This window comes from Enterococcus sp. AZ067 (assembly GCF_051715005.1).
GTDB classification, from domain to species: domain Bacteria; phylum Bacillota; class Bacilli; order Lactobacillales; family Enterococcaceae; genus Enterococcus_D; species Enterococcus_D casseliflavus.
In genome coordinates this window covers 3,546,398-3,568,542 of record NZ_JBIOSY010000001.1, presented here as the reverse complement: position 1 = coordinate 3,568,542, position 22,145 = coordinate 3,546,398, and the positions used below count along the sequence as shown (strand labels likewise).

20 protein-coding genes are annotated in these 22,145 nt (G+C 38.7%); 11 read left to right on the top strand and 9 right to left on the bottom strand.

Going from position 1 to position 22,145, the window contains the following annotated elements; genetic code table 11:
* Positions 1 to 4 precede the first annotated feature (4 nt).
* Both IGI82_RS16960 and IGI82_RS16955 read left to right on the top strand, forming a co-directional pair.
* Positions 5 to 673, top strand: coding sequence for a response regulator transcription factor (locus IGI82_RS16960; RefSeq protein ID WP_438842538.1), 669 nt, complete (start codon positions 5 to 7; stop codon positions 671 to 673).
* Positions 654 to 1,985 carry a sensor histidine kinase gene (locus IGI82_RS16955; RefSeq protein WP_438842537.1) on the top strand — a complete coding sequence of 444 codons (1,332 nt, stop codon included), beginning with the start codon at positions 654 to 656 and terminating at the stop codon, positions 1,983 to 1,985. The genes IGI82_RS16960 and IGI82_RS16955 overlap by 20 nt, the downstream gene beginning before the upstream one ends.
* A gap of 107 nt (positions 1,986 to 2,092) precedes the next feature.
* On the opposite strand, the gene IGI82_RS16950 is transcribed toward IGI82_RS16955, so the two are convergent.
* Both IGI82_RS16950 and IGI82_RS16945 read right to left on the bottom strand, forming a co-directional pair.
* Positions 2,093 to 3,907 (bottom strand): alpha/beta fold hydrolase, encoded by a 1,815-nt coding sequence (locus IGI82_RS16950; protein ID WP_438842536.1) that lies wholly within the window; start codon positions 3,905 to 3,907, stop codon positions 2,093 to 2,095.
* Positions 3,908 to 3,962: 55 nt separating this feature from the next.
* Positions 3,963 to 4,547: a TetR/AcrR family transcriptional regulator gene (locus IGI82_RS16945; RefSeq protein ID WP_413126892.1), complete on the bottom strand. Its 585-nt coding sequence runs from the start codon at positions 4,545 to 4,547 to the stop codon at positions 3,963 to 3,965.
* Between the two features lie 176 nt (positions 4,548 to 4,723).
* Between IGI82_RS16945 and IGI82_RS16940 the strand changes: the two genes are divergently transcribed.
* The 3 genes from IGI82_RS16940 to IGI82_RS16930 all read left to right on the top strand — a co-directional run bounded on the left by IGI82_RS16940 (position 4,724) and on the right by IGI82_RS16930 (position 5,880).
* Positions 4,724 to 4,972, top strand: a complete 249-nt coding sequence (locus IGI82_RS16940) for a hypothetical protein (RefSeq protein WP_015510558.1) — start codon at positions 4,724 to 4,726, stop codon at positions 4,970 to 4,972.
* 135 nt (positions 4,973 to 5,107) lie between these two features.
* Positions 5,108 to 5,392: a hypothetical protein gene (locus tag IGI82_RS16935; RefSeq protein WP_016608520.1), complete on the top strand. Its 285-nt coding sequence runs from the start codon at positions 5,108 to 5,110 to the stop codon at positions 5,390 to 5,392.
* A gap of 116 nt (positions 5,393 to 5,508) precedes the next feature.
* The gene (locus IGI82_RS16930) at positions 5,509 to 5,880 is read left to right on the top strand and encodes a hypothetical protein (RefSeq protein ID WP_005230536.1); all 372 of its coding nucleotides are present in this window, start codon (positions 5,509 to 5,511) and stop codon (positions 5,878 to 5,880) included.
* 759 nt (positions 5,881 to 6,639) lie between these two features.
* On the opposite strand, the gene IGI82_RS16925 is transcribed toward IGI82_RS16930, so the two are convergent.
* Both IGI82_RS16925 and IGI82_RS16920 read right to left on the bottom strand, forming a co-directional pair.
* Positions 6,640 to 7,506, bottom strand: a complete 867-nt coding sequence (locus tag IGI82_RS16925) for an aldo/keto reductase (protein ID WP_271771945.1) — start codon at positions 7,504 to 7,506, stop codon at positions 6,640 to 6,642.
* Positions 7,507 to 7,581: 75 nt separating this feature from the next.
* On the bottom strand, positions 7,582 to 8,001 hold the full coding sequence (locus tag IGI82_RS16920) for a MerR family transcriptional regulator (protein WP_015510553.1): 420 nt from the start codon (positions 7,999 to 8,001) through the stop codon (positions 7,582 to 7,584).
* Between the two features lie 391 nt (positions 8,002 to 8,392).
* On the opposite strand from IGI82_RS16920, the gene IGI82_RS16915 reads away from it, so the two are divergent.
* Positions 8,393 to 8,845, top strand: coding sequence for a GNAT family N-acetyltransferase (locus IGI82_RS16915; RefSeq protein WP_271771948.1), 453 nt, complete (start codon positions 8,393 to 8,395; stop codon positions 8,843 to 8,845).
* A gap of 130 nt (positions 8,846 to 8,975) precedes the next feature.
* Here IGI82_RS16915 and IGI82_RS16910 read toward each other — a convergent pair whose 3' ends face one another.
* The 3 genes from IGI82_RS16910 to IGI82_RS16900 all read right to left on the bottom strand — a co-directional run bounded on the left by IGI82_RS16910 (position 8,976) and on the right by IGI82_RS16900 (position 11,873).
* Complete coding sequence (locus IGI82_RS16910) at positions 8,976 to 9,134, bottom strand: hypothetical protein (protein WP_008380281.1); 159 nt, start codon at positions 9,132 to 9,134, stop codon at positions 8,976 to 8,978.
* A 62-nt stretch (positions 9,135 to 9,196) separates the two neighbouring features.
* On the bottom strand, positions 9,197 to 10,804 hold the full coding sequence (locus IGI82_RS16905) for an ATP-binding cassette domain-containing protein (protein WP_271771951.1): 1,608 nt from the start codon (positions 10,802 to 10,804) through the stop codon (positions 9,197 to 9,199).
* A gap of 682 nt (positions 10,805 to 11,486) precedes the next feature.
* Positions 11,487 to 11,873 carry a hypothetical protein gene (locus tag IGI82_RS16900; protein WP_438842535.1) on the bottom strand — a complete coding sequence of 129 codons (387 nt, stop codon included), beginning with the start codon at positions 11,871 to 11,873 and terminating at the stop codon, positions 11,487 to 11,489.
* A 194-nt stretch (positions 11,874 to 12,067) separates the two neighbouring features.
* Between IGI82_RS16900 and IGI82_RS16895 the strand changes: the two genes are divergently transcribed.
* The 4 genes from IGI82_RS16895 to IGI82_RS16880 all read left to right on the top strand — a co-directional run bounded on the left by IGI82_RS16895 (position 12,068) and on the right by IGI82_RS16880 (position 17,553).
* On the top strand, positions 12,068 to 12,709 hold the full coding sequence (locus IGI82_RS16895; protein ID WP_438842534.1) for a hypothetical protein: 642 nt from the start codon (positions 12,068 to 12,070) through the stop codon (positions 12,707 to 12,709).
* A 25-nt stretch (positions 12,710 to 12,734) separates the two neighbouring features.
* Complete coding sequence (locus IGI82_RS16890) at positions 12,735 to 14,144, top strand: amino acid permease (protein WP_016612532.1); 1,410 nt, start codon at positions 12,735 to 12,737, stop codon at positions 14,142 to 14,144.
* 29 nt (positions 14,145 to 14,173) lie between these two features.
* Positions 14,174 to 15,568, top strand: coding sequence for a glutamate decarboxylase (locus IGI82_RS16885; protein WP_005233215.1), 1,395 nt, complete (start codon positions 14,174 to 14,176; stop codon positions 15,566 to 15,568).
* Between the two features lie 536 nt (positions 15,569 to 16,104).
* Positions 16,105 to 17,553, top strand: coding sequence for a helix-turn-helix domain-containing protein (locus IGI82_RS16880; RefSeq protein WP_438842533.1), 1,449 nt, complete (start codon positions 16,105 to 16,107; stop codon positions 17,551 to 17,553).
* A gap of 295 nt (positions 17,554 to 17,848) precedes the next feature.
* Here the strand turns inward: IGI82_RS16880 and IGI82_RS16875 are convergent, their stop codons facing one another.
* Together IGI82_RS16875 and IGI82_RS16870 are read right to left on the bottom strand one after the other, a co-directional pair.
* Positions 17,849 to 18,247, bottom strand: coding sequence for a YxeA family protein (locus IGI82_RS16875; protein WP_115232937.1), 399 nt, complete (start codon positions 18,245 to 18,247; stop codon positions 17,849 to 17,851).
* Between the two features lie 411 nt (positions 18,248 to 18,658).
* On the bottom strand, positions 18,659 to 20,080 hold the full coding sequence (locus IGI82_RS16870; RefSeq protein WP_115232936.1) for a cryptochrome/photolyase family protein: 1,422 nt from the start codon (positions 20,078 to 20,080) through the stop codon (positions 18,659 to 18,661).
* Positions 20,081 to 20,433: 353 nt separating this feature from the next.
* On the opposite strand from IGI82_RS16870, the gene cls reads away from it, so the two are divergent.
* Positions 20,434 to 21,963 carry a cardiolipin synthase gene (gene cls / locus IGI82_RS16865; protein ID WP_115232935.1) on the top strand — a complete coding sequence of 510 codons (1,530 nt, stop codon included), beginning with the start codon at positions 20,434 to 20,436 and terminating at the stop codon, positions 21,961 to 21,963.
* Positions 21,964 to 22,145 lie beyond the last annotated feature (182 nt).

Genomic DNA, 22,145 nt, shown 5'->3' with positions numbered 1-22,145 from the left:
CGCCATGCCCAAAGAAATTCTTCTCATCGAGGACACCAATGAAATCAGAAGAGGAATCGAGCTGAGTTTAAAAAAAGAAGGCTATCAGGTTACATCCTTTGACAGAGCAGAATCCGCATTAAAAGTTTTGGGAAAACAAACATTCGATTTGATTTTATTAGATTTAATGTTACCAAAGATGAGTGGGGAAGAGTTTTTAAACCATTTAGTTGGATGCAATCAGATACCAGTCATTGTTATCAGTGCATTGAATGATGAATTTACTCAAGTAAACCTATATAATAAACGGATTGAAGATTATGTAGTCAAACCCTTTTCTATCAATATCCTTTCGTTAAAAATCAATGCAATTTTACGTAGAGCGGGGGCAAAGGAAAACACGGTTATCACCTATAACGATCTGAGGTTGGAGGTCAATAACTATCAAGTTCGTAGACAAAACCAACCGATCGAATTGACCTCGAAAGAGTTTGAGATTTTGCAGATGATGCTCCTAAACCAAGGGAAAGTTTTTTCAAGAGAGGAGTTCTTGGATGCTATTTGGGGATATGATTCCTTTGTTGATTCTAGAGCAATCGATGTTCACATCAAAAATATCCGTAGCAAATTAGGGAAAGATAGTATTCAAACTGTTAAGGGGATCGGTTATCGAATTGAAAAAGAGAAAAATTAAGTGGAGCATCAGTCGAATCATCTGCTTATTTACATTGACAATGTCTTTTTTGACTTTTGCAATCGTGGCCGGTTTTTTCCTGTTCAATATCGGTCCTCAAATTGAGAAGAAGCAGCAAGCTATTTTTGATTCAGCAGTCAGCGCTATTAAAGGCATTGTCAGTGCGGATGAGCTCTCTTTTCAACATTTAGATAGCTATCGGATCGAGGGTTATACAATTATTATTTTTGACCCTCATAATAATACTGTTTATCCGATCGAGCAATCATTCTCTGCAAAAAATGGGGAGATCCTGCATCTGACTAATGGCTATCAAGCAACATTTGAAAGCAATAGCTATAAAGTCTATATCAGTTATCCTACTCAAATCAGTGCCCTTGATGTGAGAGAGATAATTTGGTTAGCAACCCCTTATATCTTACTGCTAGTGTCTCTTTTTACTTTGGTGGGTAGCGCTTTATACACATACTTGTACCGTCGTGAAAAAAACAAACTGGACTCGATCTTTCGTATGATGGGAAAAAATATCCCTTATGAAGACATTCGTGAAGTCAACGCGATGATCAAGTTGAACGATTACCTAGTAATCGAAAATCAAATCATGTTTTTGTATCAACAGCTACAATGTGCTCAGCGTGAGGCTTTGGAACAAGTAAAACAGATCACGCAGCTGGAACTGGAAAAAAAGAGCCTCCTAGAGGGCTTTACTCATGAAATGAAAACACCAATTATGGCTAGTCAGTTACTGTTAGCGAACATCAGAGATGGCTACTTAACGGAGCAACAGCAAGAGTCGTTGTTCACAACAGAGAATGAACTAAAAAAACTGCAGCAGCTGATCAAAGAAATCCTTTTCGTTTTTCATAACAAGCAAACCCACGAAGAACAACCACTTTCAGTCAGAAACATGATAGATCAGTTAATCGAAGAATATGATGTTTTATGGAAAGACAAAGGATTATCCATTGAAATCGATCAACAGCAAGAGCTAACATTTTACTATCATCCGAAATTGGCGAAGAAGATTTTCTCCAATCTATTGAGCAATGCAATTTTCCATTCCCCGGCTGAAAGTACAATTACCATTATTTTTACAAGTAAACAAATAATCATTAAAAACCCTGTCAAGCAAGCTGTTGTAATGAAACAATCAGATCTTGCGAAGCCCTTCTTTTCTTATGGAGAAAATGCTGGTACAGGCTTGGGCCTGTATATTGTAAAAACAATGCTGAAACATTCTCGCTATAGTTGTACCTTTGATTATCAGAATGATTTCACCGTAACTATCTATGAAAAGGAAAAGGTCATTTAGCTGTCTGAATTTCAAAAGACTGATGGGGAGCGAAATAGAATTTTTCGTTGAATAGTAGAAGAATGTATTCAGCTTACGATAACGAATCATCGCATGCCTCCCTAAAATCAACCTTCGATCAACTCTACCAGCACATCAGCTGTTTCTTGCGGATGGCTGATTGGGAAATGATGACCCAATGGCAGATCGACTATTTTAGTCGCTTCCCTTGGTGGTAAATAGCTTTTATCCTCGGTTCCCCATACGATTGGAATTGAAGGGTCTATTCTTTGGTGAAGGGTCATTTCTTTTAACAACCGATTTAGTTGAAGTGTTGTGTTGACTATCCGTGAAGAACGAACACTCTTTTTCACTCTTTTTACGTACTCGCTAGAAGAGGCTACTTCGTCTATCAGCAGTCCTTTTTTTGTGAAATAGGCGAGTAATTGTCGTTCAGATGCATGCTTTAAAGCTAGTTTACTGAGCCATGTTGCAGGGACCGAATCGGTTTTGTGGACAGGTGGTTGTAAAAGAATCAGTTGATCGTTCTCTGAAAAGAAGCGCTGTTCAGCGGCTGTTAGTAACAAGGCGGCACCAAAAGAATGGCCGATAAAGACAGAGCCATCAGGCAGGATATTCTTTAGTGAACGTATCAACTCAAGATATGGTGTCAACAGCTGTTGCTTTTTAATAAACGGAGATCTTCCGAATCCTGGTAAGTCTGCAATGATAATTTTTCTGCCTGTTTGTTTATTCAATGCTAGCCCCAGTTGAAAGAGATCGGTGCCATCGCTAAATAAGCCATGCAAAAGCACGAGAGGAGTAGCAGAGCCCTCCAATTGATAGACCGTCGCTTCGTTGACAGCTATTCGTGTGTAGGGTGTTAGGCTTTCTTCCCCATAGGTCAAGCGAAAATCAATGTCAGCTACTGCTAATGGGATGTTTGATGCTGCTATTTTTTTAATCAGTTCCGATTCAAAATCGCGTTTTGTCAGCCGATTGTCAAAGGTTCTATTGGTCAAAAAGTTTAAACTGCTTTCAGGAATACCCGTTAATTTGCTTCCGCCAGCTGCCATAACGAACTTGAGTAAACCAAAAGGAACAGTCATACGAGGTTTGTTTCGATTAAGACTTTCAGAAATCAGTCCCATCAGTTGAACGATCTCTTTATCGGCGTGTTTATCGGCAACAAGGGGATACGTCATTTCGTCTTTTGTCTCATTGAATATGGTTTTGACAATAAATTGAGCGAGTACATTTTTATTGATCAACGGCAGTCGATAGTCGGTTCCTCCGGGGATAACAGGTAAGGCTCCACTTCGGATTATTTTTATAAATAAGCCAAAGCCTTCGAGTTGTTCGGTGCTGCCGGTTTGCTCATCACCGATGACGGTTGGCGGATTGATTACTGCTAAAGGAATATGGTGCTTTTTCGCTTCTTGTCGAATATAAATATCAGATAAAAACTTCATCTGCTCATAAGGCGGGGTTCCAAGTAACGTTGGATGCACCTCTTTGAACACATCCGTCGTTTCCCAGACAGAAGAATCATCCGTGAATGGGCTCATGTACCCAGCTACGTGGATGATCTTTTTCAATTTGTTTCTCTTGTTGATTTCTGTTGTAAGGGTCATGAGGTTTTTGCTGCCTTCTAAAAAGGAGTTCTTCGCGGCTGCTTCTGATAAAGTGATATCCATCGGACCGCCGCAGTGAAGAATCATGTTGCAGTGCATTGCTCGTTCGTGGTCGATCGCATTTAGGCCTAAGTTTTCTTTTGTTAAATCGCCTGTTACCAACGCTATTTTTTCAGGGGCTAATGCTTGTAATGGTCTTGCTTTCGCTGGATTTCTGACAAGTAATGTTAAGAAAACATCTTCCCTTGCGAGTTGTTTGACGATTTCTTTGCCAATAAACCCAGTTGCCCCGATAATTAAAATATTCATTATTTTCTCCTTCTTTAGAACTGTTTAGTCCTAATTTTATATAAAAAAATTACTCTTAAACGAGTAATTTAAATAAATTTTTGGCTGTAGTAGTGAGATACTGACTCTCTTTTTTTACTTCTGCTAAAAAGAGTGCCCCTTCAAGGTTATTCACAAAAATCTCCGCCGTTTCTTTGACGTTGATGTCTTCACGAAATGCTTTAGTATTTATTCCTTCTTGAATCAATCCCTCGCAGATACGCGTTAAATAATCAAAAAAATGATTGATTTTTTCTTGGACCAGCCGATCATTTTTCGGTGCTTGCATAATGAAAGTAATGAAGGGACAGCTGCCTTGATAGTCCCGCTCTTCAATTTCTTCAGCTAAACTTTCTAGAAAGGTCAGCATTTTTTCTTCCAAAGTTAGATCAGTCTGTTTCAAAATGTCTGCTAGTTTTTCTCGGTATACAGTGATCCAAAAATCAATCACTGCTAGTAATAATTCCTCCTTACTTGAGAAATGGTAATAGACATTTGATTTTGACACACCGCTTTGCTGCACGACCTCATCCATACTGGTATACGTGTAGCCGACTTTGAGAAAAAGGCTGGCGGCTGTTTCGATCACTCGGTTTTTATTTGAATGTTTATAATTTGTCATAATAGAACTATATAGTACTAATTGAGTCTTGTCAATTTTTTGTTTACCGATTGATTCATTTTCTTTTTATTGTTGTAAAATTAATGTTAAAAAATAATTTAAGGTTCTTTTTTTAATGATTGGTATGTATAATAAGAACATACAGTAAGAAAGTGTATGCTGAAAAGAGGACCCTTATGAAAAAATTTGCAATTGGCTGTTTTGGGATCAGCCTTTTTATGACGATCGTTGGCCTTTTTTTACAGACGATTTTGATCCCTATTCAAGATTTTGACACAATCAGCAAAGAAGAACTTAAGAATATCCAACTTGATCTTGCTATTAATTATCCATTAGGAACTGGTATGCTCTATGTCGGGCTTCCTTTGTTAGTATGCTCGAGTGGTTATTTGGTTTTTTGTTATTTTAGAGATAGGAAGAACTGAAGCTTATCTTGAAAAAAATGCTTAAGAGGAACGCAATATAATATGATGTATGTTTGTATTTAAATGAAAAGGTAAATATTGTTTGTTTGGATCTGTAATGTTTGAGGAAATACTAACTAATTAAGGAAGTGCTTTATGAAAATAAATGATGTTTTGCATAGACGCCAGTATACGATTAATTTATCTTCTAATACTCCACCGCTTGATTTAGCTTCTTTAAGTAATATGGGGGTCTGGAGTAATCCAAAAGAGAAACATTATATATTGACTTTGACACACAATGACGATCCCATTAACGATTCTTCTATGTTTGAGAAAATTTTTAAGGAGCGTACTGGATTACAGTCAAAAGATTTTATATATGAAGCAAAACATGGACCGATGACCCTACAACGTGCTGTTGATTCGACTTGGTTTTGAAAATATAGAGTTTTTTGAATAGATGCAATAGCACAATGCATGAAATCATGGTATTGAGATTATTTTGAAGGAATTGAAAATAATGAATTTTTTTAGGGAAGCAGGTCTGAATAGCTATGAACAATCACGAAAAGAATCGAAAACAACATTCAATTAGCAATCTATCTAGTAATTCCTTTAACGTAATGAATACAAAATCTGATCCTTCACAAACTGGATCACCAATACCTTTTCAAAATGGCGACTTTTCATCAGTTGATCGAAACATTCATTCTTCAAAAACAGTCGCTGAAATGCTTTGTTTCTATTTAGCAGGTAGTATTATTGCGGCAATTGGGTGTTATTTGTATATTAAGCTGCCCTTATTTGCTAATTTACTGGAGAATACGATTTTATCTTTTGCTATTACTTTTGGGATTATCATCCTAAGCTTTGTTTTGTCTCATTTTATAACGAAAGTACTTACTGCTCATATCAGAAATAAATGACCAATATGAAATGAATTGTGAGGATAAATAGATGTATTCAAATTACCAGAAGCTGCCGCACTATTTAAAAAAGTGGTATGCATTATTTTATATTTTACCATTGATTCTTCTTTTATTTGTTAATGGCTGGACAGAGTGGTTAACGTTTCCTATAACAGTAGGAATCCTATTTATTCTTTATGGAATAAGTTGTTTTTTTGCTACCAAGGCGTCTTATGGTAAAAAAGAATGGTTTGTTTTAGATGGTATCACTTTTGGGATTGTGTTGATCGGTCTTTTTATCATTTTCAGTTAATAGATAGAAAGGATGGGTTTTTTATGCAGGAACAATTGGGGGAATCTCTTGATTACATGTTGTCTATCCTTGTGCTGTGTTGGAAGCTGTTATGTTCATTTAAAGATTACTATTTCTTGACGATAGCCATAAGCGTAAAATAAATCTATGGTACCGTAGAAATGTGCGTAGAACTTCTAAAGTTTGATTGGCTGAAGCTAATTTGAGAGGCCAGATAAACGTTTTAGGCTTGTTGTTTTGCACAGTTCTTATCTACGAATGTCTGTCTTTCGTCATTTTGTAGGTCATCATTTAGGTCCCACTATTAATATGAAAGGCAGTTACTTGATCAGTGCAGATTCACTAGCCGGAGTTCCAAAAACAGTTTCATTTTTACAAAGAAAATTGACGACCTACCATTCAGTAAGAAACAATATAAGTCCGCCTCCTTTTGCAAGGGGAGCGGACTTATATTGTTTTCCTTATTAGCTTTCAGTATCTAACATCCGATTCATAAACCATTCCACTTGTTGGGGGGCATCGTGGTCAAAGAATGCAGACTCTTTTTTATCTAAAGCGGCTATTTTTTCAATGTCTTCCTGGGAAAGCTCAAAGTCAAAAATAGCAATGTTTTCAGCCATCCGTTCTGGACGAACTGTTTTTGCTAAAGCGACGATCCCTCTTTGCATCAACCAGCGAAGCACAACTTGACCAACCGTTTTGCCATATTGCTTGCCAATTTCTGCTAATGTCGGATTGGTAAATAGGTCATGGCGTCCTTCTGCAAAAGGTGCCCAAGCTTCAACTTGAACGTCGTATTTTTCATGCCATTCCTGATCTTCCACTCGTTGATTCCAAGGGTTCACTTCGATTTGATTGATTTGAGGTTTCACCTCATTCAAGCCGACAAACTCGATCATCTTAGCTGATTTGAAATTTGAAACGCCAATTGCACGTAATTTCCCTGTTTTTTGAGCAGCAACCATTGAGCGCCAAGCACCATAAATATCTCCATATGGTTGGTGAATAAGGTAGAGATCAAGATAAGTCAATCCCATTGTTTCAAGCGAATGCTCAATCGTTTCTTTAGCTTTATCTTCGGAAGCTTGTAGAATAAATAATTTAGAGGTAACAAAAAGTTGTTCTCGAGTGACTAGATCTTCACTGATGGCACGCTTGATTCCCTCGCCGGTTTCTTTTTCATTTCCATAAATAGAAGCAGTGTCGATCAGTCGATACCCAGCTTTGATTGCTTGGTAAACAGCTTCGGCTGTTTCTTCCAAAGGAATTTGATAAACGCCAAATCCTAGTTGCGGCATGGTGACACCATTATTGAGTGTGATTGTTTGCATAGTGTTTCCTCCTCTAATTTTCATTACATGTTCTATCCTAAACCTTGGAGTTAGGTCTATAGCAAGTAAAAGATGTTACTTTTTTCGTTCCCATAATTTTTCCACTTTATCAGGGGTCATATTTCCTGCTTTGAATTTTGCGATATGCTCATCATACGTTTCTATCTTATAAATAAGCAGGTCTCGCACTTCCTGCATTTCTGCTAACTTTTTCTCTAATTCTTCGAGTTGATCGGATAAAATCTGTTTCTGAGCTTTTTCGACATTTTGACTTTCACGCACTTGTGCCAATTGTGCAAATTCAATTAGCGATTCGATGGACAATCCTGCATTTCGTAAATGTTTTGCTAAATAGATCCAGTTTAGATCATTCGTTGTGTACACCCGATAGCCACTCTCATTGCGTTGAACAGGTGGAATCACACCGACTCGTTCATAATAGCGCAATGTGTCTACGCTCAAATCAAACATTTCCGCTGCTTTTTTTATATTCATCGTTGGTTCTCCTTATCTTTTTCTATAAGTAATCATAAACCCTAAAGTGGACTCTAGGGCAAGTGGTTTAAAATTATTTATTTAAAAGAATATATTTTGTTCGTCAGGACGACTATATAGGATGAAAAAGTTTCAAGCATTTTTATTTCAACAGAATGATTTGAGCAATCATCAGTATTGAAAGCTCCTTTCTTAGTGTTTTTCAAAGCAAGTCATACTCTCTTAGAATTGATTGTTTCGTTATCTATATGAGCGAGGCATTTTTTGTCCATAGATTTTAAATAAATCCATCTCATGTTATGATGATGATGAAAATTTTTAACTTGGATCAAGGAAACAACCGGTTCTTGTTATGAAAAACGAAAATAAGCTGATGAGAGTGTGACTATCCATGAATATAAAAGAAGTAAGTAGTATGAATCAAAAGTTAGAGCAACAATTAATTGAAGTTTGGGAGAGTTCTGTTAAGGCGACGCACACCTTTTTGTCAGAGTATGAAATCCAAGCCATTAAGCAATACATTCCAGAGGCATTGCATCATGTGCCACATTTGATTATCGTAGAAAGTGAAAATGGAGAGCCAGCTGGCTTCATGGGGATCTCGGATCGAAATCTTGAAATGCTGTTTATAGCAAATGAACAAAGAGGCAAGGGCCTAGGAAAGAAACTCTTGGCATACGGGATGGAAAACTATGCTGTAAATGAACTGGGAGTAAATGAACAAAATCCTCTAGCGAAAGGATTTTATGAACATATGGGATTTGAGGTATACAGAAGAAGCGAGTTGGACGAACAAGGAAATCCTTATCCGATTCTTTATATGAAGAAAGTTGATAAAAAGTAGCTGTTAAAAATTATTTGTGTTTGCGGGAAATATGTAAGAAGGGGTCGAGACATATATAGCTAGTCACGACCCCTTCTTTGATTGCTATTATCCTTATTAATAAGTAAAGTAAGGATCAAATGATTTTCTCTTAACTAGCTTTCTCTTCTTTTTTTATCTCTTCTTTTTTCTGATTTGAAAATGGTGTATCAGTCTCTTCAGGTAAGATGATTGGTGGATGATGGGAATGCTGATTACTTCCACACATGGTGATGATTTGTTCTTTTGAAGCTTCAGAGATTACTTTCATTGTATACCTCTCCTTTCTTTTATATTTCCAGATGACATAAGGTAGGCCTATATCATCTAAATTCATGATTTATTTAACTGAATTAGCTCATCAAATGAACCTAGAAATTCCTGATTTGTTGAGTGAGTAACGACAATGATTATTTTATCTGTAAGTGAGCAGATTAAGTCACTGATAATCATCTCGTTTATACTGTCTAGACCAGATGTTGGTTCGTCAAAAAGAATAACATCGGAATCTTTAAAGATTGCCCGAGCAATCTCAAGCCGTCTAAGCTCGCCGCCAGAAAGAAAGTTTATCCATGTATTATCTTGCGTATCGGTTAAATCATTGTTATCAAAGCGATCATCTAATCCACTTCGTTTTAAAACATCAACGATTTTTTCAAGTTCGTATTCACTAAAAATAGAAACGTTGTAAGCAATACTCGTCTGGAAGATAGCAGTTTTTTGTTGGACAAGTGCGACTTTCTCATAAAGGGAGTCTCTAGATAGCTGATTCATCTCTTGCTGGTCAACCAATACTTGATGATCGTCGATAGGGTAAATTCCCGCTAAAATATTCAATAGTGTCGACTTCCCACTACCGCTTGCGCCAGTGATAGCATATTTTTTTCCACGCTCAAATGTTTGAGTAAAACCATTAAAAATCAAACGATTTCCATGATGGAAATGCAGATTTTCAATCGATAAAGTAGTTATTGGTTCTGCAAGTTCAAGTGAGCGATTGGGCTCATCATCATCGGTACCATCAATGAAAGCTATAAGATCGTCCGCGACCTTCTTGCTCGCTAAAATATCTGTAACTGAAGTACTGAAATACTCTAACGGACCGGCAATCGTACTCATTAGTGTAGTCATCGCAATAAGATCGGGAATGGTGATTATTTTGGCAGCAACAAAGAAGCCACCAACGATCCATGTCCCCGAATAAGCAAGATCCCCAAGTCCAAAAGAAATTGCATAAGTCAGTCCTTGTAAGGTTTCAAAAGTGATACTTTCCTTTTTTAATCGTTCACTACTGTTAGTAAAAATTTTCGTATATTTTGGAAAACCTTTGCCGACACGTAAGGTCATGTATCCTGAGAGAAGTTGGTCAAATAAACTAAGTGTACGATCTTGCTCCAGAACAACGGACTTGCGACGATCACTAAGGATTCGCTTAGCGAAATAAGGGGCTAGCAAAGGACTAAAAGCTAAGAGCAGCATAATCAATGAAAAAGAAGTGTTTAATTTTAGTGTGAATAAAAGAGAGAATAGAAAGGTAAAAATGCTTAAAATCAGTCCAAATCCGGGCTTTAAAAATTCTAATTCAACGACTTTCATTTCATTTGCCAACTTTGAGAGATACTCGTTTTTCTCATTTTTAAGAAATAGTACCGGATTCATTCGAACGATTTTCTGCGAGAGACTCTCTCTCAGTTGATTCATTATTGATTGAACTAAGATGGATTTACTTCTTCTTGGAATAAAATCGCTCATCGTGTTCAATAAGATGTAAAAGAAGGCGAATATACCAATAAATAAAAGTCTTTTTACATCTCCTGACATAGCAACCTCAGTGATTTGTCTATACACCAAAGCAACCCCAACTTGAATGAGCGCTGCAATTGCGCATAAAATCACATGCAAAAAGAAAAGTGGTTGGTTTCTTTTTAATATTTTTTTCATTCTCTCCCTCCTATGTAAAAACTATATCACAAATTAAAAAAATGTATAATTAATAATTTGTGGATGGTGCGGCTACTAAAAATGAGAGAAAGATACAATTTTAAAGGTATTTAAGCTCTTTTTTGCAATGTATTGACGCATGTAATAGTCACTATTGAACCTTATAAAACAAAAAGCAAAATTTAGATTTTGAGGGAAACGAATGAAGGAGCATGAGAATATTTAGTTGAAATGGATTTATATAGGTAATTTGATAGATCATTAATAGAGTTCAATGATATTCAAAGAGAGACTTAGCTGCTGTACTAAAAATTATAAGGAGTCAAACAAGGTGTAAACCCAAAGCAGCCCCCCGAAAAACAGTTTCGGAGACTGCTTTGGGTTTGGGGGCTTAGCTAGCTAAGCAATGATCGATCACTAAAAAATGATCAAAACAGAATAGGCAATTTTTTCTTTTCAATCAAAAAATTTTGATCATTTTATCAAGCAGAGGATGGCACAAGTAAGTGGAAAGTAGGTAGTGGCTATTTTTTGTGTTCAGGATGGGGAAGTAGATTTGTCTAGGATACGCCCGAGGATAAACGTTTTGAGAATCATTTGTTTTTGACTTACCTATGTGCCATCACTGCGAAAACCCTGTGGATGAAGGCGTCATGTACGACACCAGATACTCGGATGAGAGCTAAGGACGGTTGATTGCCTGTGCCTGACACGCTTTTTCTAACCGCAAAGTCGTAAGGGCTGAAGAGCTGCAACGCTGAGTAAGTTGGCTGCCCCGTGCGGTTTTTGGTGTTTTTTGAACCCTACAAGCTGCTATTACTCCTCGTCTATTCGTCGCAAGCTTGGAAGGTCTTCTCAGAAAATGCCCGTCAGCTGTCAGCACGTTGTCTTTTGCATCAGGAAGCATCAACGTTCCGACGAATCTTTGTGACCCAGTAGGCGCCCACTCATTTTGGGCAACTTCTATCCGAGAAATCGTTGCGCTAGAAGTAGGTCCGTCCGTACTTTCCAGACAAAAGGCAGCTGAAAGTGGGCGGATACCCAACAAAAAGGCGGTTATGACGACCACAAGCGCTCTCAAAAAACTCAGTCCTTTCTTTTCAATGGTCATTGTTCTTATCTGCACTTCATGATAGCACCGAAACGCGAAGTATTTTTCGCGTTTTTTTGTTTTTAAAATAAAAAATTAGATATTCGCTTTTTTTAGATAAATGGTATACCTGAGATGGAATAAAAATAATAAAAGAAAGGACAGGATTTACAATGAAAAAAACATCATTAGTTGCAGGTTTCGTTTTAGGTGTAGGCGTTTTGTTCACTCTAGGTGCGTGCTCAACAGTGGAAGAGTCAGGGGAAGTGGTCTCTGGGTCAGGAACCGAAACGTTGATCAGTGATTCTTCAGATGAGGTGATCGTGGGAAGTGAAAAATTGAGTGATGACGGGTATTTTGAAGAAATCGTAACCAAGGGAATCGATCCGAAAGTCAAAGATGTTGTTTGGTATGAAACGAATTATGAAAATGCTGGTTGGGATCACATTCGCTTTTTAGTGAACCATGTAAAAATCGTGAATGTAGAAGAATTCAAAGACAAAGACAAAGAATACAAAACATTGCTCTCACTGAAATATCAATTGTTTAATGAAGATTCGAAAGACAAAAAAATCAAACCTGACAAAGCCTATTTGGTGTTGAATGATGGCAAAAAAGTAGAAGCGGAAGTGTTTGTGGACTACTTAGATGATGAGATTTTGACCCATGACAAACATAAAGATGGCTTTATTCATTTTAAAGTGGCGCAAGAACAAAGTTTGCCAGCGATCAAAGCGGTCGAAATCGAATTTAAAGCAGATGGAGATTTGACACATACGTACCATATTGATCTATCTTCCGCTGCTGAAAAATAGTATCTAACGATAGGAGGTAAAAAAAATGGATACTAGCAAGAAAAAACTATCATTGTTGAGTTTTTTTGCGATAACTGCTTCAATGGTGATGACGGTATATGAGTATCCAACCTTTGCGACATCGAAGATGAATCTAGTTTTTTATTTACTCGTCGGCGGTTTCCTCTGGTTTATCCCTGTAGCCCTTTGCTCTGCGGAGATGGCTACTGTAAAAGGATGGGAAAAAGGGGGACTCTATACCTGGGTCTCAAAAACATTAGGAAGAAAATGGGGCTTTGCTGCCATTTTCTTCCAATGGTTCCAAATCACGGTAGGCTTTATTACGATGATTTACTTTATTGTCGGGGCGCTTTCCTATGCCCTAAATTGGCCGGCTCTTAATACGAATGTTTGGCTGAAGCTGATTGCCACTTTAGTGATCTTTTGGCTGATCACGATCTCGCAATTTGGCGGAACAAAAAATACTGCGAAGATTGCCAAAGTAGGGTTCTTTGTGGGGATCGTCGCAACAGGGATCATTCTTTTTATCTTAGGAATTGTCTACATTGCTCAAGGGAATCCCGTCAAAGTTTCTTTTGGATCAGGCGCTTGGATTCCTGATTTCACGAAAATCAATACGCTGGTCGTTTTTGTTTCCTTTATTTTAGCCTATGCAGGGGTTGAATCTTCTGCCAGTCACGTAAAAGATATGGACAATCCTGGAAAGAATTACCCGAAAGCTATTTTGATTTTAGTTGTAGCAACGATTCTTTTGGATACGTTAGGTGGGGCAACGGTGGCTGCCACGATTCCCCAAAATCAATTGTCTCTTGATACTGGCGTGATTCAAGCCTATTCTTATTTGATCCATCATTTTGGCGGCGGAGAATGGCTGGTTCGTTTGATTGCCGTGGTCATCTGTTTAGGTGTCATTGCAGAAATTGCTGCTTGGGTGGTCGGCCCATCGACTGCGATGCTTGAAGCAGCTGAAAATGGCTTGCTGCCAAAACAAATGGCCAAAGTCAATCAACACAATGTCCCAATCAATATCGTTTTGGTACAAGGCATCATTGTTTCCATTTGGGCGGTTGTCTTGACATTAGGCGGTGGAGGCGCCAATCTATCCTTCTTCGTTGCGATGGCGTTGACGGTCTGCATCTATCTGGTGGCTTATGTCCTCTTGTTTCTTTCTTATATTAAATTAGTCAAAGAAAAAGACGACTTAACAAGAACGTATCATATTCCTGGTGGGAAAAATGTGAAAATTGGTGTTGCGATGGTTGGTTTGCTTGTTTCTATTTTTTCTTTCTTTATTTCCTTCTTTCCACCGAGCGATATCGGCTCCGGAAAGGGCGGAACCTATTTAGCCATCTTGATCATCAGTTGGCTGATTATTGTCGTGATACCGTTTGTCATCTATAAATATGTAGGTGAAAAAGCAAGCGATAAAAAATAAAAAGCACAACCTATGAGGAGGAGAGCCGCATGTTATTTAGTAAAAAAAATCGAAAAGAAGCCCAATATTTGGAGCCTATCTATGGGAATGAGGCAATGGATCAAGCGATCCCTATGTACAAATTACCAAAAGAGTCCTTGGTACCGCGGGATGCCTATGAATTAGTCAAAGATCAATTGATCGATGAAGGGGTCTCAAGACAAAATTTGGCGACGTTCTGTCAAACCTACATGGAACCAGAAGCAGTCAAAATTATGAGTGAAACCCTTGATAAAAACGCCATCGATAAAACCGAGTACCCACGGACGGCTGAAATTGAAAACCGCTGTGTCAACATGATCGCTGATTTATGGCATGCCCCAGAAGCGTCCGATTTTATCGGTACATCAACGGTAGGCTCAAGTGAAGCGTGTATGCTAGGTGGATTGGCCTTAAAATTTGCTTGGCGCAATCGGGCAAAAAAACTTGGCTTAGATATCAATAAACAAAAACCAAACTTAGTGATTTCTTCTGCCTATCAAGTCGTTTGGGAAAAATTCTGTGTCTACTGGGACATTGAAATGCGAACGATCCCTATTGATGAAGAACATGGCAGCATCAATGTTGAAAAGGTCACGGACTATTTAGATGAATATACGATCGGGGTCGTCGGTATTTTAGGGATCACTTACACTGGACGATACGATGATATTAAAGCACTAGACAAGAAATTAGAGGAATACAACAAACACACCGACTACAAAGTCTACATCCACGTGGATGCGGCTAGTGGTGGATTGTACACACCATTTATGGAACCAGAACTTGAATGGGATTTTCGTTTGAAAAATGTTCGTTCCATCAGTACGTCTGGACATAAATATGGGTTAGTCTATCCTGGTATCGGTTGGGTGCTTTGGAAAGAAAAAGATTTCCTTCCAGAAGAATTGGTCTTCAAAGTAAGTTATCTTGGCGGTGAAATGCCAACGATGGCCATCAACTTTTCAAGAAGTGCCAGCCAAATCATCGGACAATATTACACCTTTATCCGCAATGGGTTTGAAGGCTACCGCTTGATCCACAAAAAGACCAGCGATGTTGCCCAATATTTGGCAAAAGAAATTGAAAACATGGGCTACTTCGATATTTATAATGATGGGTCACGGTTGCCGATCGTCTGCTACAAATTAAAAGAAGATGCCGACATTTCTTGGAATCTGTATGATTTGACGGATGAATTTGCCATGAAAGGCTGGCAAGTCCCTACCTATCCATTACCTGATAATCTATCACATATCAATATCCAACGCTTTGTCTGCCGGGCAGATTTAAGTATGCAAATGGCAATGGATCTGGTGCAAGACATGAAAGAAGGAATCGAGCGCTTGAACAAGCGACCAAGCCGTCATGTTTCATCTGATCAAACCTATGGCTTTTCCCATTAAGAAACGGTATCGCTAGAAACCCGTTCATTGCTTTTTTCAATGAATAAAAAGACCCTTTATGAAACGTTTTTTGCAATTCTGAATGAACAATGGTTTATAGAAAAATCAAAGGCGGTCGCATCGACTGCCTTTGATTTTTTTGCTTATAAGAACGGGTAAGTACTTGATAGGGTCATTTTTTAAGAGAAAGTAAAAAAATGGCGCTTGATAATTTCATTTATTGACATTTCTAGCTTGTGATAGTATTAATTATTATGGTCTAAATATATTTTTTTAGAGAAGAATGTTTTACATAAACAAAAAGAAAATCCGAGAACATTGTCGCGAGGAAACTCTGAGGAAAGTTCGTCTGGCGTGGCGCATTTTTGTTCGTTCGTTTTGGTTTATTTGGGGAGTAAGTGAAGGAAAAGTATGTGTAAAAAGGGCATGTTTTTACTGCATTTGTTTGTTTCATAGGAATGTACTGCTATCTTTTTCTGTAAATTGGTTGTAACTATTCGAAAAGAATAAGGATTTACATAGGAGGAAAAACAGTCATGTATAAAGAAGACTTACTGGATAAAGACTTGAAATTGGAGTATATCTTGCTCAAATTCTTGTATTTATCGACGGGTCATATCAAAAAAAGTGATGCGTGTCGGGAATTAGAGATTACGATGCCAACCTTGACGAAACTATCAGAAAATCTTCAGCAACAACTAAAAAATGAGAAGGTCTCTTTTGCAATCAACCGTTATACCCTTGATTTGCAAGTAAACGACAGCGTCTCATTGGATGATTTGACCGACACGTTATTGAAAAAATCTGTAAAATATCAAATTATCCATTATTTGTTTCAACATGCAGGCTATGATGCTTTCGTATTAGCTGATGAATTAAAAATAAGCGTCGGGACACTGAATCGTGTGATTGCAGAGTGCAATCAGCTGCTGCAGCATTTTGAATTAAAGATAAAGAACAAAAAGCTAGCGGGAACGATGACGCAACGCATTTATTTTTACTATAATTTTTTAAAAATGGGGGAAACAGCGATCGATTCTGTTTTGATCGATGACCTGGTGGCGGAGCTAGCGAAAAAAATAACCCTCTCGATTGCGCAACAAAAGCAGTTGAAGATCTGGCTATTTGTGATCATGAAAAAAGTCACGCCTCACACGACCTTGGGAAGTTTAAGTCCAGAAGAACAAACCAAAATCGAGCGCTGCCAAGAGATGCCCCTCTGTCACTTTATTCGACAGATCTATGCTTCTAAAAAATGTATCTGCTCAGTAGATGAAGCGAAGATCGTGCCATTCTTTATCTGTCTCTTCCTCATTACGGTGGGCGGGATTCCTTACGAGGAACTTCGCTTAGGATTGTACACCAATAAAAATCCCGTCTTTGAGATCACCGATGAAGTCATGGCAGCAATCCAGTCCATTTATCGTCTTGATGCCTCGCATACGACGATCGATATCAAAGCCAATGTCTTTTCCTTAATCGCACAAGTTTATTACTTTCATGGAGTGAATTATTCCATCGATCGAGTCACGCTAAATTATTACCACAAGCTGTTTCACAACTCCTTGCGAGATCAAGTGATCTCAGACATTCTGGAACACATTATTGCACCGACCAACTTGTTTACGCCCACGAAACTCAACTATCTCAAGAAACGCCTAGTCTTTTTAATTTATATGTTATCGCCTAAAGAAGAATATCGGGTACGGATCGGGGTCTTAAATATGTGCTCTAGTCTTTTGGCGGATGCTTCGATTTACTTGTTAAAAAATGAACTAAAAGGCAAGCAAAATGTTGTTGTTTTACCCTATACTCCGGACGAGACATTTGACTTGTTGATTTCCAATGCCAATCTCCCCCAATTAGGGAACAATTATGACCAATTTTATCAAGTGACCGCCATTGGTGCCGATTTAGATGTCAATCAGGTTTCTGCGATCGTCGATCAAATTGCTTATTCTAAATATCATTCTTTTGTGGTGTGAGCCATCACTTGTTAGTTAAAAAGCAGCGAGTCAACGGATAGGTGATTCGCTGCTTTTTCAATTATCTGCGAAGTAGGGAAAGGAAAAGGCGCTTGAATTGCTCTTGTCATTGATGCCGAGATGAAAACAGAGTCAGTCAAGCAGCTTTCTGCTAGATAAAAATGTCCAGTATCCTTGTATAACGTATCGCAACAGAGCAGAAGACATCAAGCGTGAAAATAATAGAAGGGATTCAAAATGCTGATTTTGGAAGGAGGTAAAAAAAGACCCACATAATGATGTGAGTCTGGCATCGTTAGTTCTGATTTTCTAATTTCTCTAGAACCTTTTTGGGAATTGCGTCTTTTTCCACGCCATTCGGGCCTTTTATTGCACGCTTTTCACTGATCACCGCTTTTATATAAGAATTTGGTGTTAATGGTTTTGCGTTATCTTCTGATAGTGAGACCTCAAGGGTTTGGGTGCTGCCATCTTCTTTTACAAAGTTTAATGTGTAATCGTAAGAATACCAAGGAGACTGGTCGCCGATGCCGCTCTTACTTTCGTGTTGGACCTTAGGCGGAATCTCAGACGGGACATACGCGTAAGCTGTTTGTCCTGAGTAGGTGGATTGATAATATTCATATCCTTTGTATCCAACAAACCCTAAAAGTACGACTAAGATGAATCCGATTATTTTTTTCATATAAACCATCCTTATCCTCAAATATGGAGCTATTATAACAGAATGGTTCTATAGATGACCTTTCATCAGACGAACAGTTTTGCAAGGAGAAACGTTGCTAGCCAGTCGTGAAAAAGCAGGGAACGCCGCTAGTAAGGGGTTCGATCTATGAATCGTCAGGGGATTGGTGCTTAGAGCGACTAGAAATAAGAGGGGAAGCAGACAGCAAGACCTTAATTAAAAAACACAGCATGGAAAATGTTTCTTTTATGTATGCCCAGCAGCAGACAGCTTGATGAGACGTGCCGTTTGTTTTTTCACTATTGAAAGGCGAAAAAGGGCGCACCAGTTTCATAAAAAACCAGCAAAGTCGCTCCGTAAGAGACCGTCTTTGCGGGTTTTTTCTACCGAAAATGCTTGAGAGCAGTCCATGGCAGCTTTTTATGGTTCGATTTTACTATACAAATCGAGGGCTCTTTTTCTGGCTTCGTTGTGGTCAACTACAGGCAACGGATAGTCGGTGTCTAAAACTACCTTTAGGTCGGCTTGTTCTTCATCAGTCATCAAGTAGGGTTCATGGATGAATTTTAGCGGCAACTGGGCGAGTTCGGGAACAAATTGTTTGATAAACGTCCCCTCTTTGTCGAATTTTTTCCCCTGAGTGATGGGGTTGAAAATTCGAAAGTAAGGAACCGCATCGGTGCCGGTCGAAGCTGCCCACTGCCAGCCGCCGATATTGCTGGCAGCGTCGTAGTCGATCAATTGTCGAGCAAAATAGGCTTCTCCTTGCCGCCAATCGATCAGTAGATCTTTGGTTAGAAAGGAAGCGACGATCATCCGTAGACGGTTATGCATCCAACCGGTCTGATTCAGCTGCCGCATCGCGGCATCAATGATCGGATAGCCGGTTTGCCCTGCTTGCCATTTGTTAAACGCCTCTTCATCCTTTTGCCAATCCATGTTTCGATATTTCTCAATGAGTTCATAGTTTTTTTGTTCAGGATGGCTGAAGTAGATCATATGATAAAAATCTCGCCAAGCCAGTTCTTTTAAAAAGGTCGCTTTGCCAGTGCTTGATGGCATTCCTTGGCAAGCGGCCCAAACCTTCCGAATGGAGATTTGTCCAAAAGACAAGAAAGGGGACAGGCGGCTCGTTCCTTTGATCGAAGGGATATCACGGTCTTTTTCATAGGCGGCCAAACGCTTTTGCACAAATGCCTGCAATTGTTTATGCGCATAGTCTTCCCCAACGATCGTTGAAAAATCGGTCTTTCTATTTTCTAGCAGCTTAGCAAGCAGCGCTGTCCCTGCTCTGAAGTGAGAGGCATCATCAAAATGAACGGCTTTTTCAAAATCGAGGTCCTGCTTTTGATACACCGGTTTGGGCAATTGAAGCCATTTCTTATAGTAGGGGGTAAATTTTTTGTAGTACGTCCCATCTTCTTTGGTGACTTCTGTTGGTTGATGCAGATGATGGTCTTCAAAAGAATGGACAGTGATGCCTTTTTGCTCGACCAGTTCTTTTATGTAGAGATCACGTTTACGACCAAATCCACGGTTATCAAAGTTGAAGTAAAGCTGGCTCCATTCTGGATAGCAAGCGAACAACTGATCAAAGGCTTCTGTCAAAGTCCCTGTCAATAGGTGGATCGTCAGATTTTGCTTTTTGGCAGCCTCGATAAAGTGAGCAACTGCGCTAAAAAAGTAATCATGGCTTGGCGCCTCGGGGAGAAATTGCTTTTCATTGAAATGAAATACACACAACAAATGGTCGTTTGCTTGAAGAGACAAAAGCGCCTCAGTAAGCGCCGTATTGTCCTCTAAGCGAAGATCCTTTCTAAACCACATCACATGAATTGCCATACAAACCTCCTTGATAGTATAACCGTACAAAAAAACGATCGAATTTCGTTTATAGTAATGGAAAGATGGGATTTATTCAAATTTGGCGATTGCGTAAAGAAAATTGCTGTTGCAACAAGTCGAGGGATGCTTACAGGGTTTGTTTTAATTGGTGCACCGATTTGAATAGGCGCTTGTCATTTACCGTTTCGTTTCTGCAAATCGTCTCTTCTTAATAAATAATAGGTAAAAAATGAGTAGTAGGGGATGAAATGAGTTACATTTGCGTAACGAGAACGTATATAATCATAGTATATAGTGAGGCTTTTTACTTTAGCGTTTATTAATAAGCGCATATTTGGATGGAGTGAAGGATGATCAAAAACAAATTACAGCAATATAAAATTTTAACGATTTTACTGATACTTGTGACGGTTGGATTAATTCTCTTTTTAAATCAGATGATTTATGCTTGGCAGGCCATTGAAATTTTGGCGATTCTTCTTTGTGGCTACTTAGTGGTTTTTGATCAAAGGGATGGAACTTCGAAGATTGCTTGGATCTTAGCTTTATTGTTTTTACCGATTGTAGGAGTCATGTTGTATTATTTAATTGGTCGTGAACCTCGATTAAGGAAGTTGCCCAAACAGCAGATACAAAATGAACGGGAAGTGCAGCGAACGGTTTCGGCTATTTTGCAAGAACATTCAGAGGTCATTCATGGGAAACATGATCTCTCCACTGAGATTTTTCATCTTTCAGGCAAATATCCCACAACCAATAATCATCTGACTGTATTAAATGAAGGCGCTGAGGCGTTCGCTTCTTTGCTAGAAGATATCAAGAAAGCCAAGCATCATGTGCATGTGTTTTTTTATATCGTTAAAGGGGATGAAACAGGGGAGGAGCTGACAAATGTTCTGGTCGAAAAGGCTAAACAAGGGGTGGAAGTTCGGTTTATGTATGATAGCGTGGGGTCGATCGCCTTTCCTAATCAATTGTTATTATTGTTGCGAAAGAATGGGGTAGAGGTGCGCACGTATGATTTGTTGAACTCGCCTTGGCTAAGTAATAAAGCGAACTGGCGCAATCACCGTAAAATGGTCGTTATTGATGGGGAGATTGCACATACAGGAGGCATGAATATTGGAAATGAATATAGTGGGCGAGGCAGTAAGTTTTCTTATTGGCGAGACACAAACATCCGGATAGAAGGACCTGCTGTTCTAGAAGTTCAAGAGTGTTTTATTTATGATTGGCTCTTTCTTGATAAGACGGAAGAAACGGTCACTCATTTTTTGACACAGACAGCTACGTATTTTCCGTTGAAGACCGACGTTCAAAGCGGTTCGGAAATCGTTCAGGTAATCTACGGCGGACCCTATGATAGCGAGCGAATCATTAAGGATTCCTTTAATGATCTCATTGGAAAGGCAACGGATTCGATTAAGATCGCCATGCCTTACTTTATTCCTGATGAAGAAAGTTTAGGTGCGCTTAGAAGAGCAGCACGGTGTGGGATCAACGTGCAATTGATTGTGCCGGGAAAAGGGGATCGAGGAATTTCTTTTCATGGCACGAATTCGTTTATTGATGATTTATTATCTGCCGGCGTCGAAGTCTACACCTATGTTGAGACTGCTTTTATTCACTGTAAATATATGATCGTCGATGAGTTTGCTGCAACGATCGGGTCAACAAATTTTGATATTCGTAGTTTTTACCTTAACCATGAGTTATCTATGTTCATCTATGGACCGTCTAACATAATCACAGAGTTAAATCAGCAATTTATGGAAGACTTAGCTCATGCAAAATTAGTAGAAAAAGAAGAATGGCAAGCCAGAAGCCTTTTGACGAAAACAAAAGAAAAAATCAGTGGCTTGTTTGTTCCGATTCTTTGAAGGAAGATAGTGAACAAAAGAATGAATTATTTCTGATCCATCAGTCTCATATATGATTGCCCTATGATTCCTAGCGGATAGCATCTTCTCAGCTAGGGATTATTTTTTGTTTGTGCTAATCTATTGGCTGCATGGATGGAGAGTCTAGCGAATTGCTAGGATTTGTAGTGATTAAGCGATGG

Excerpts from the sequence above, each read along its gene's own strand:
- IGI82_RS16960 (WP_438842538.1), top strand. The coding sequence starts at position 5 with ATGCCCAAAGAAATTCTTCTCATCGAGGACACCAATGAAATCAGAAGA.
- IGI82_RS16950 (WP_438842536.1), bottom strand. The coding sequence starts at position 3,907 with ATGAATATTTTAATTATCGGGGCAACTGGGTTTATTGGCAAAGAAATC.
- IGI82_RS16945 (WP_413126892.1), bottom strand. The coding sequence starts at position 4,547 with ATGACAAATTATAAACATTCAAATAAAAACCGAGTGATCGAAACAGCC.
- IGI82_RS16940 (WP_015510558.1), top strand. The coding sequence starts at position 4,724 with ATGAAAAAATTTGCAATTGGCTGTTTTGGGATCAGCCTTTTTATGACG.
- IGI82_RS16935 (WP_016608520.1), top strand. The coding sequence starts at position 5,108 with ATGAAAATAAATGATGTTTTGCATAGACGCCAGTATACGATTAATTTA.
- IGI82_RS16930 (WP_005230536.1), top strand. The coding sequence starts at position 5,509 with ATGAACAATCACGAAAAGAATCGAAAACAACATTCAATTAGCAATCTA.
- IGI82_RS16925 (WP_271771945.1), bottom strand. The coding sequence starts at position 7,506 with ATGCAAACAATCACACTCAATAATGGTGTCACCATGCCGCAACTAGGA.
- IGI82_RS16920 (WP_015510553.1), bottom strand. The coding sequence starts at position 8,001 with ATGAATATAAAAAAAGCAGCGGAAATGTTTGATTTGAGCGTAGACACA.
- IGI82_RS16915 (WP_271771948.1), top strand. The coding sequence starts at position 8,393 with ATGAATATAAAAGAAGTAAGTAGTATGAATCAAAAGTTAGAGCAACAA.
- IGI82_RS16910 (WP_008380281.1), bottom strand. The coding sequence starts at position 9,134 with ATGAAAGTAATCTCTGAAGCTTCAAAAGAACAAATCATCACCATGTGT.
- IGI82_RS16905 (WP_271771951.1), bottom strand. The coding sequence starts at position 10,804 with ATGAAAAAAATATTAAAAAGAAACCAACCACTTTTCTTTTTGCATGTG.
- IGI82_RS16895 (WP_438842534.1), top strand. The coding sequence starts at position 12,068 with ATGAAAAAAACATCATTAGTTGCAGGTTTCGTTTTAGGTGTAGGCGTT.
- IGI82_RS16890 (WP_016612532.1), top strand. The coding sequence starts at position 12,735 with ATGGATACTAGCAAGAAAAAACTATCATTGTTGAGTTTTTTTGCGATA.
- IGI82_RS16885 (WP_005233215.1), top strand. The coding sequence starts at position 14,174 with ATGTTATTTAGTAAAAAAAATCGAAAAGAAGCCCAATATTTGGAGCCT.
- IGI82_RS16880 (WP_438842533.1), top strand. The coding sequence starts at position 16,105 with ATGTATAAAGAAGACTTACTGGATAAAGACTTGAAATTGGAGTATATC.
- IGI82_RS16875 (WP_115232937.1), bottom strand. The coding sequence starts at position 18,247 with ATGGTTTATATGAAAAAAATAATCGGATTCATCTTAGTCGTACTTTTA.
- IGI82_RS16870 (WP_115232936.1), bottom strand. The coding sequence starts at position 20,080 with ATGGCAATTCATGTGATGTGGTTTAGAAAGGATCTTCGCTTAGAGGAC.
- cls (WP_115232935.1), top strand. The coding sequence starts at position 20,434 with ATGATCAAAAACAAATTACAGCAATATAAAATTTTAACGATTTTACTG.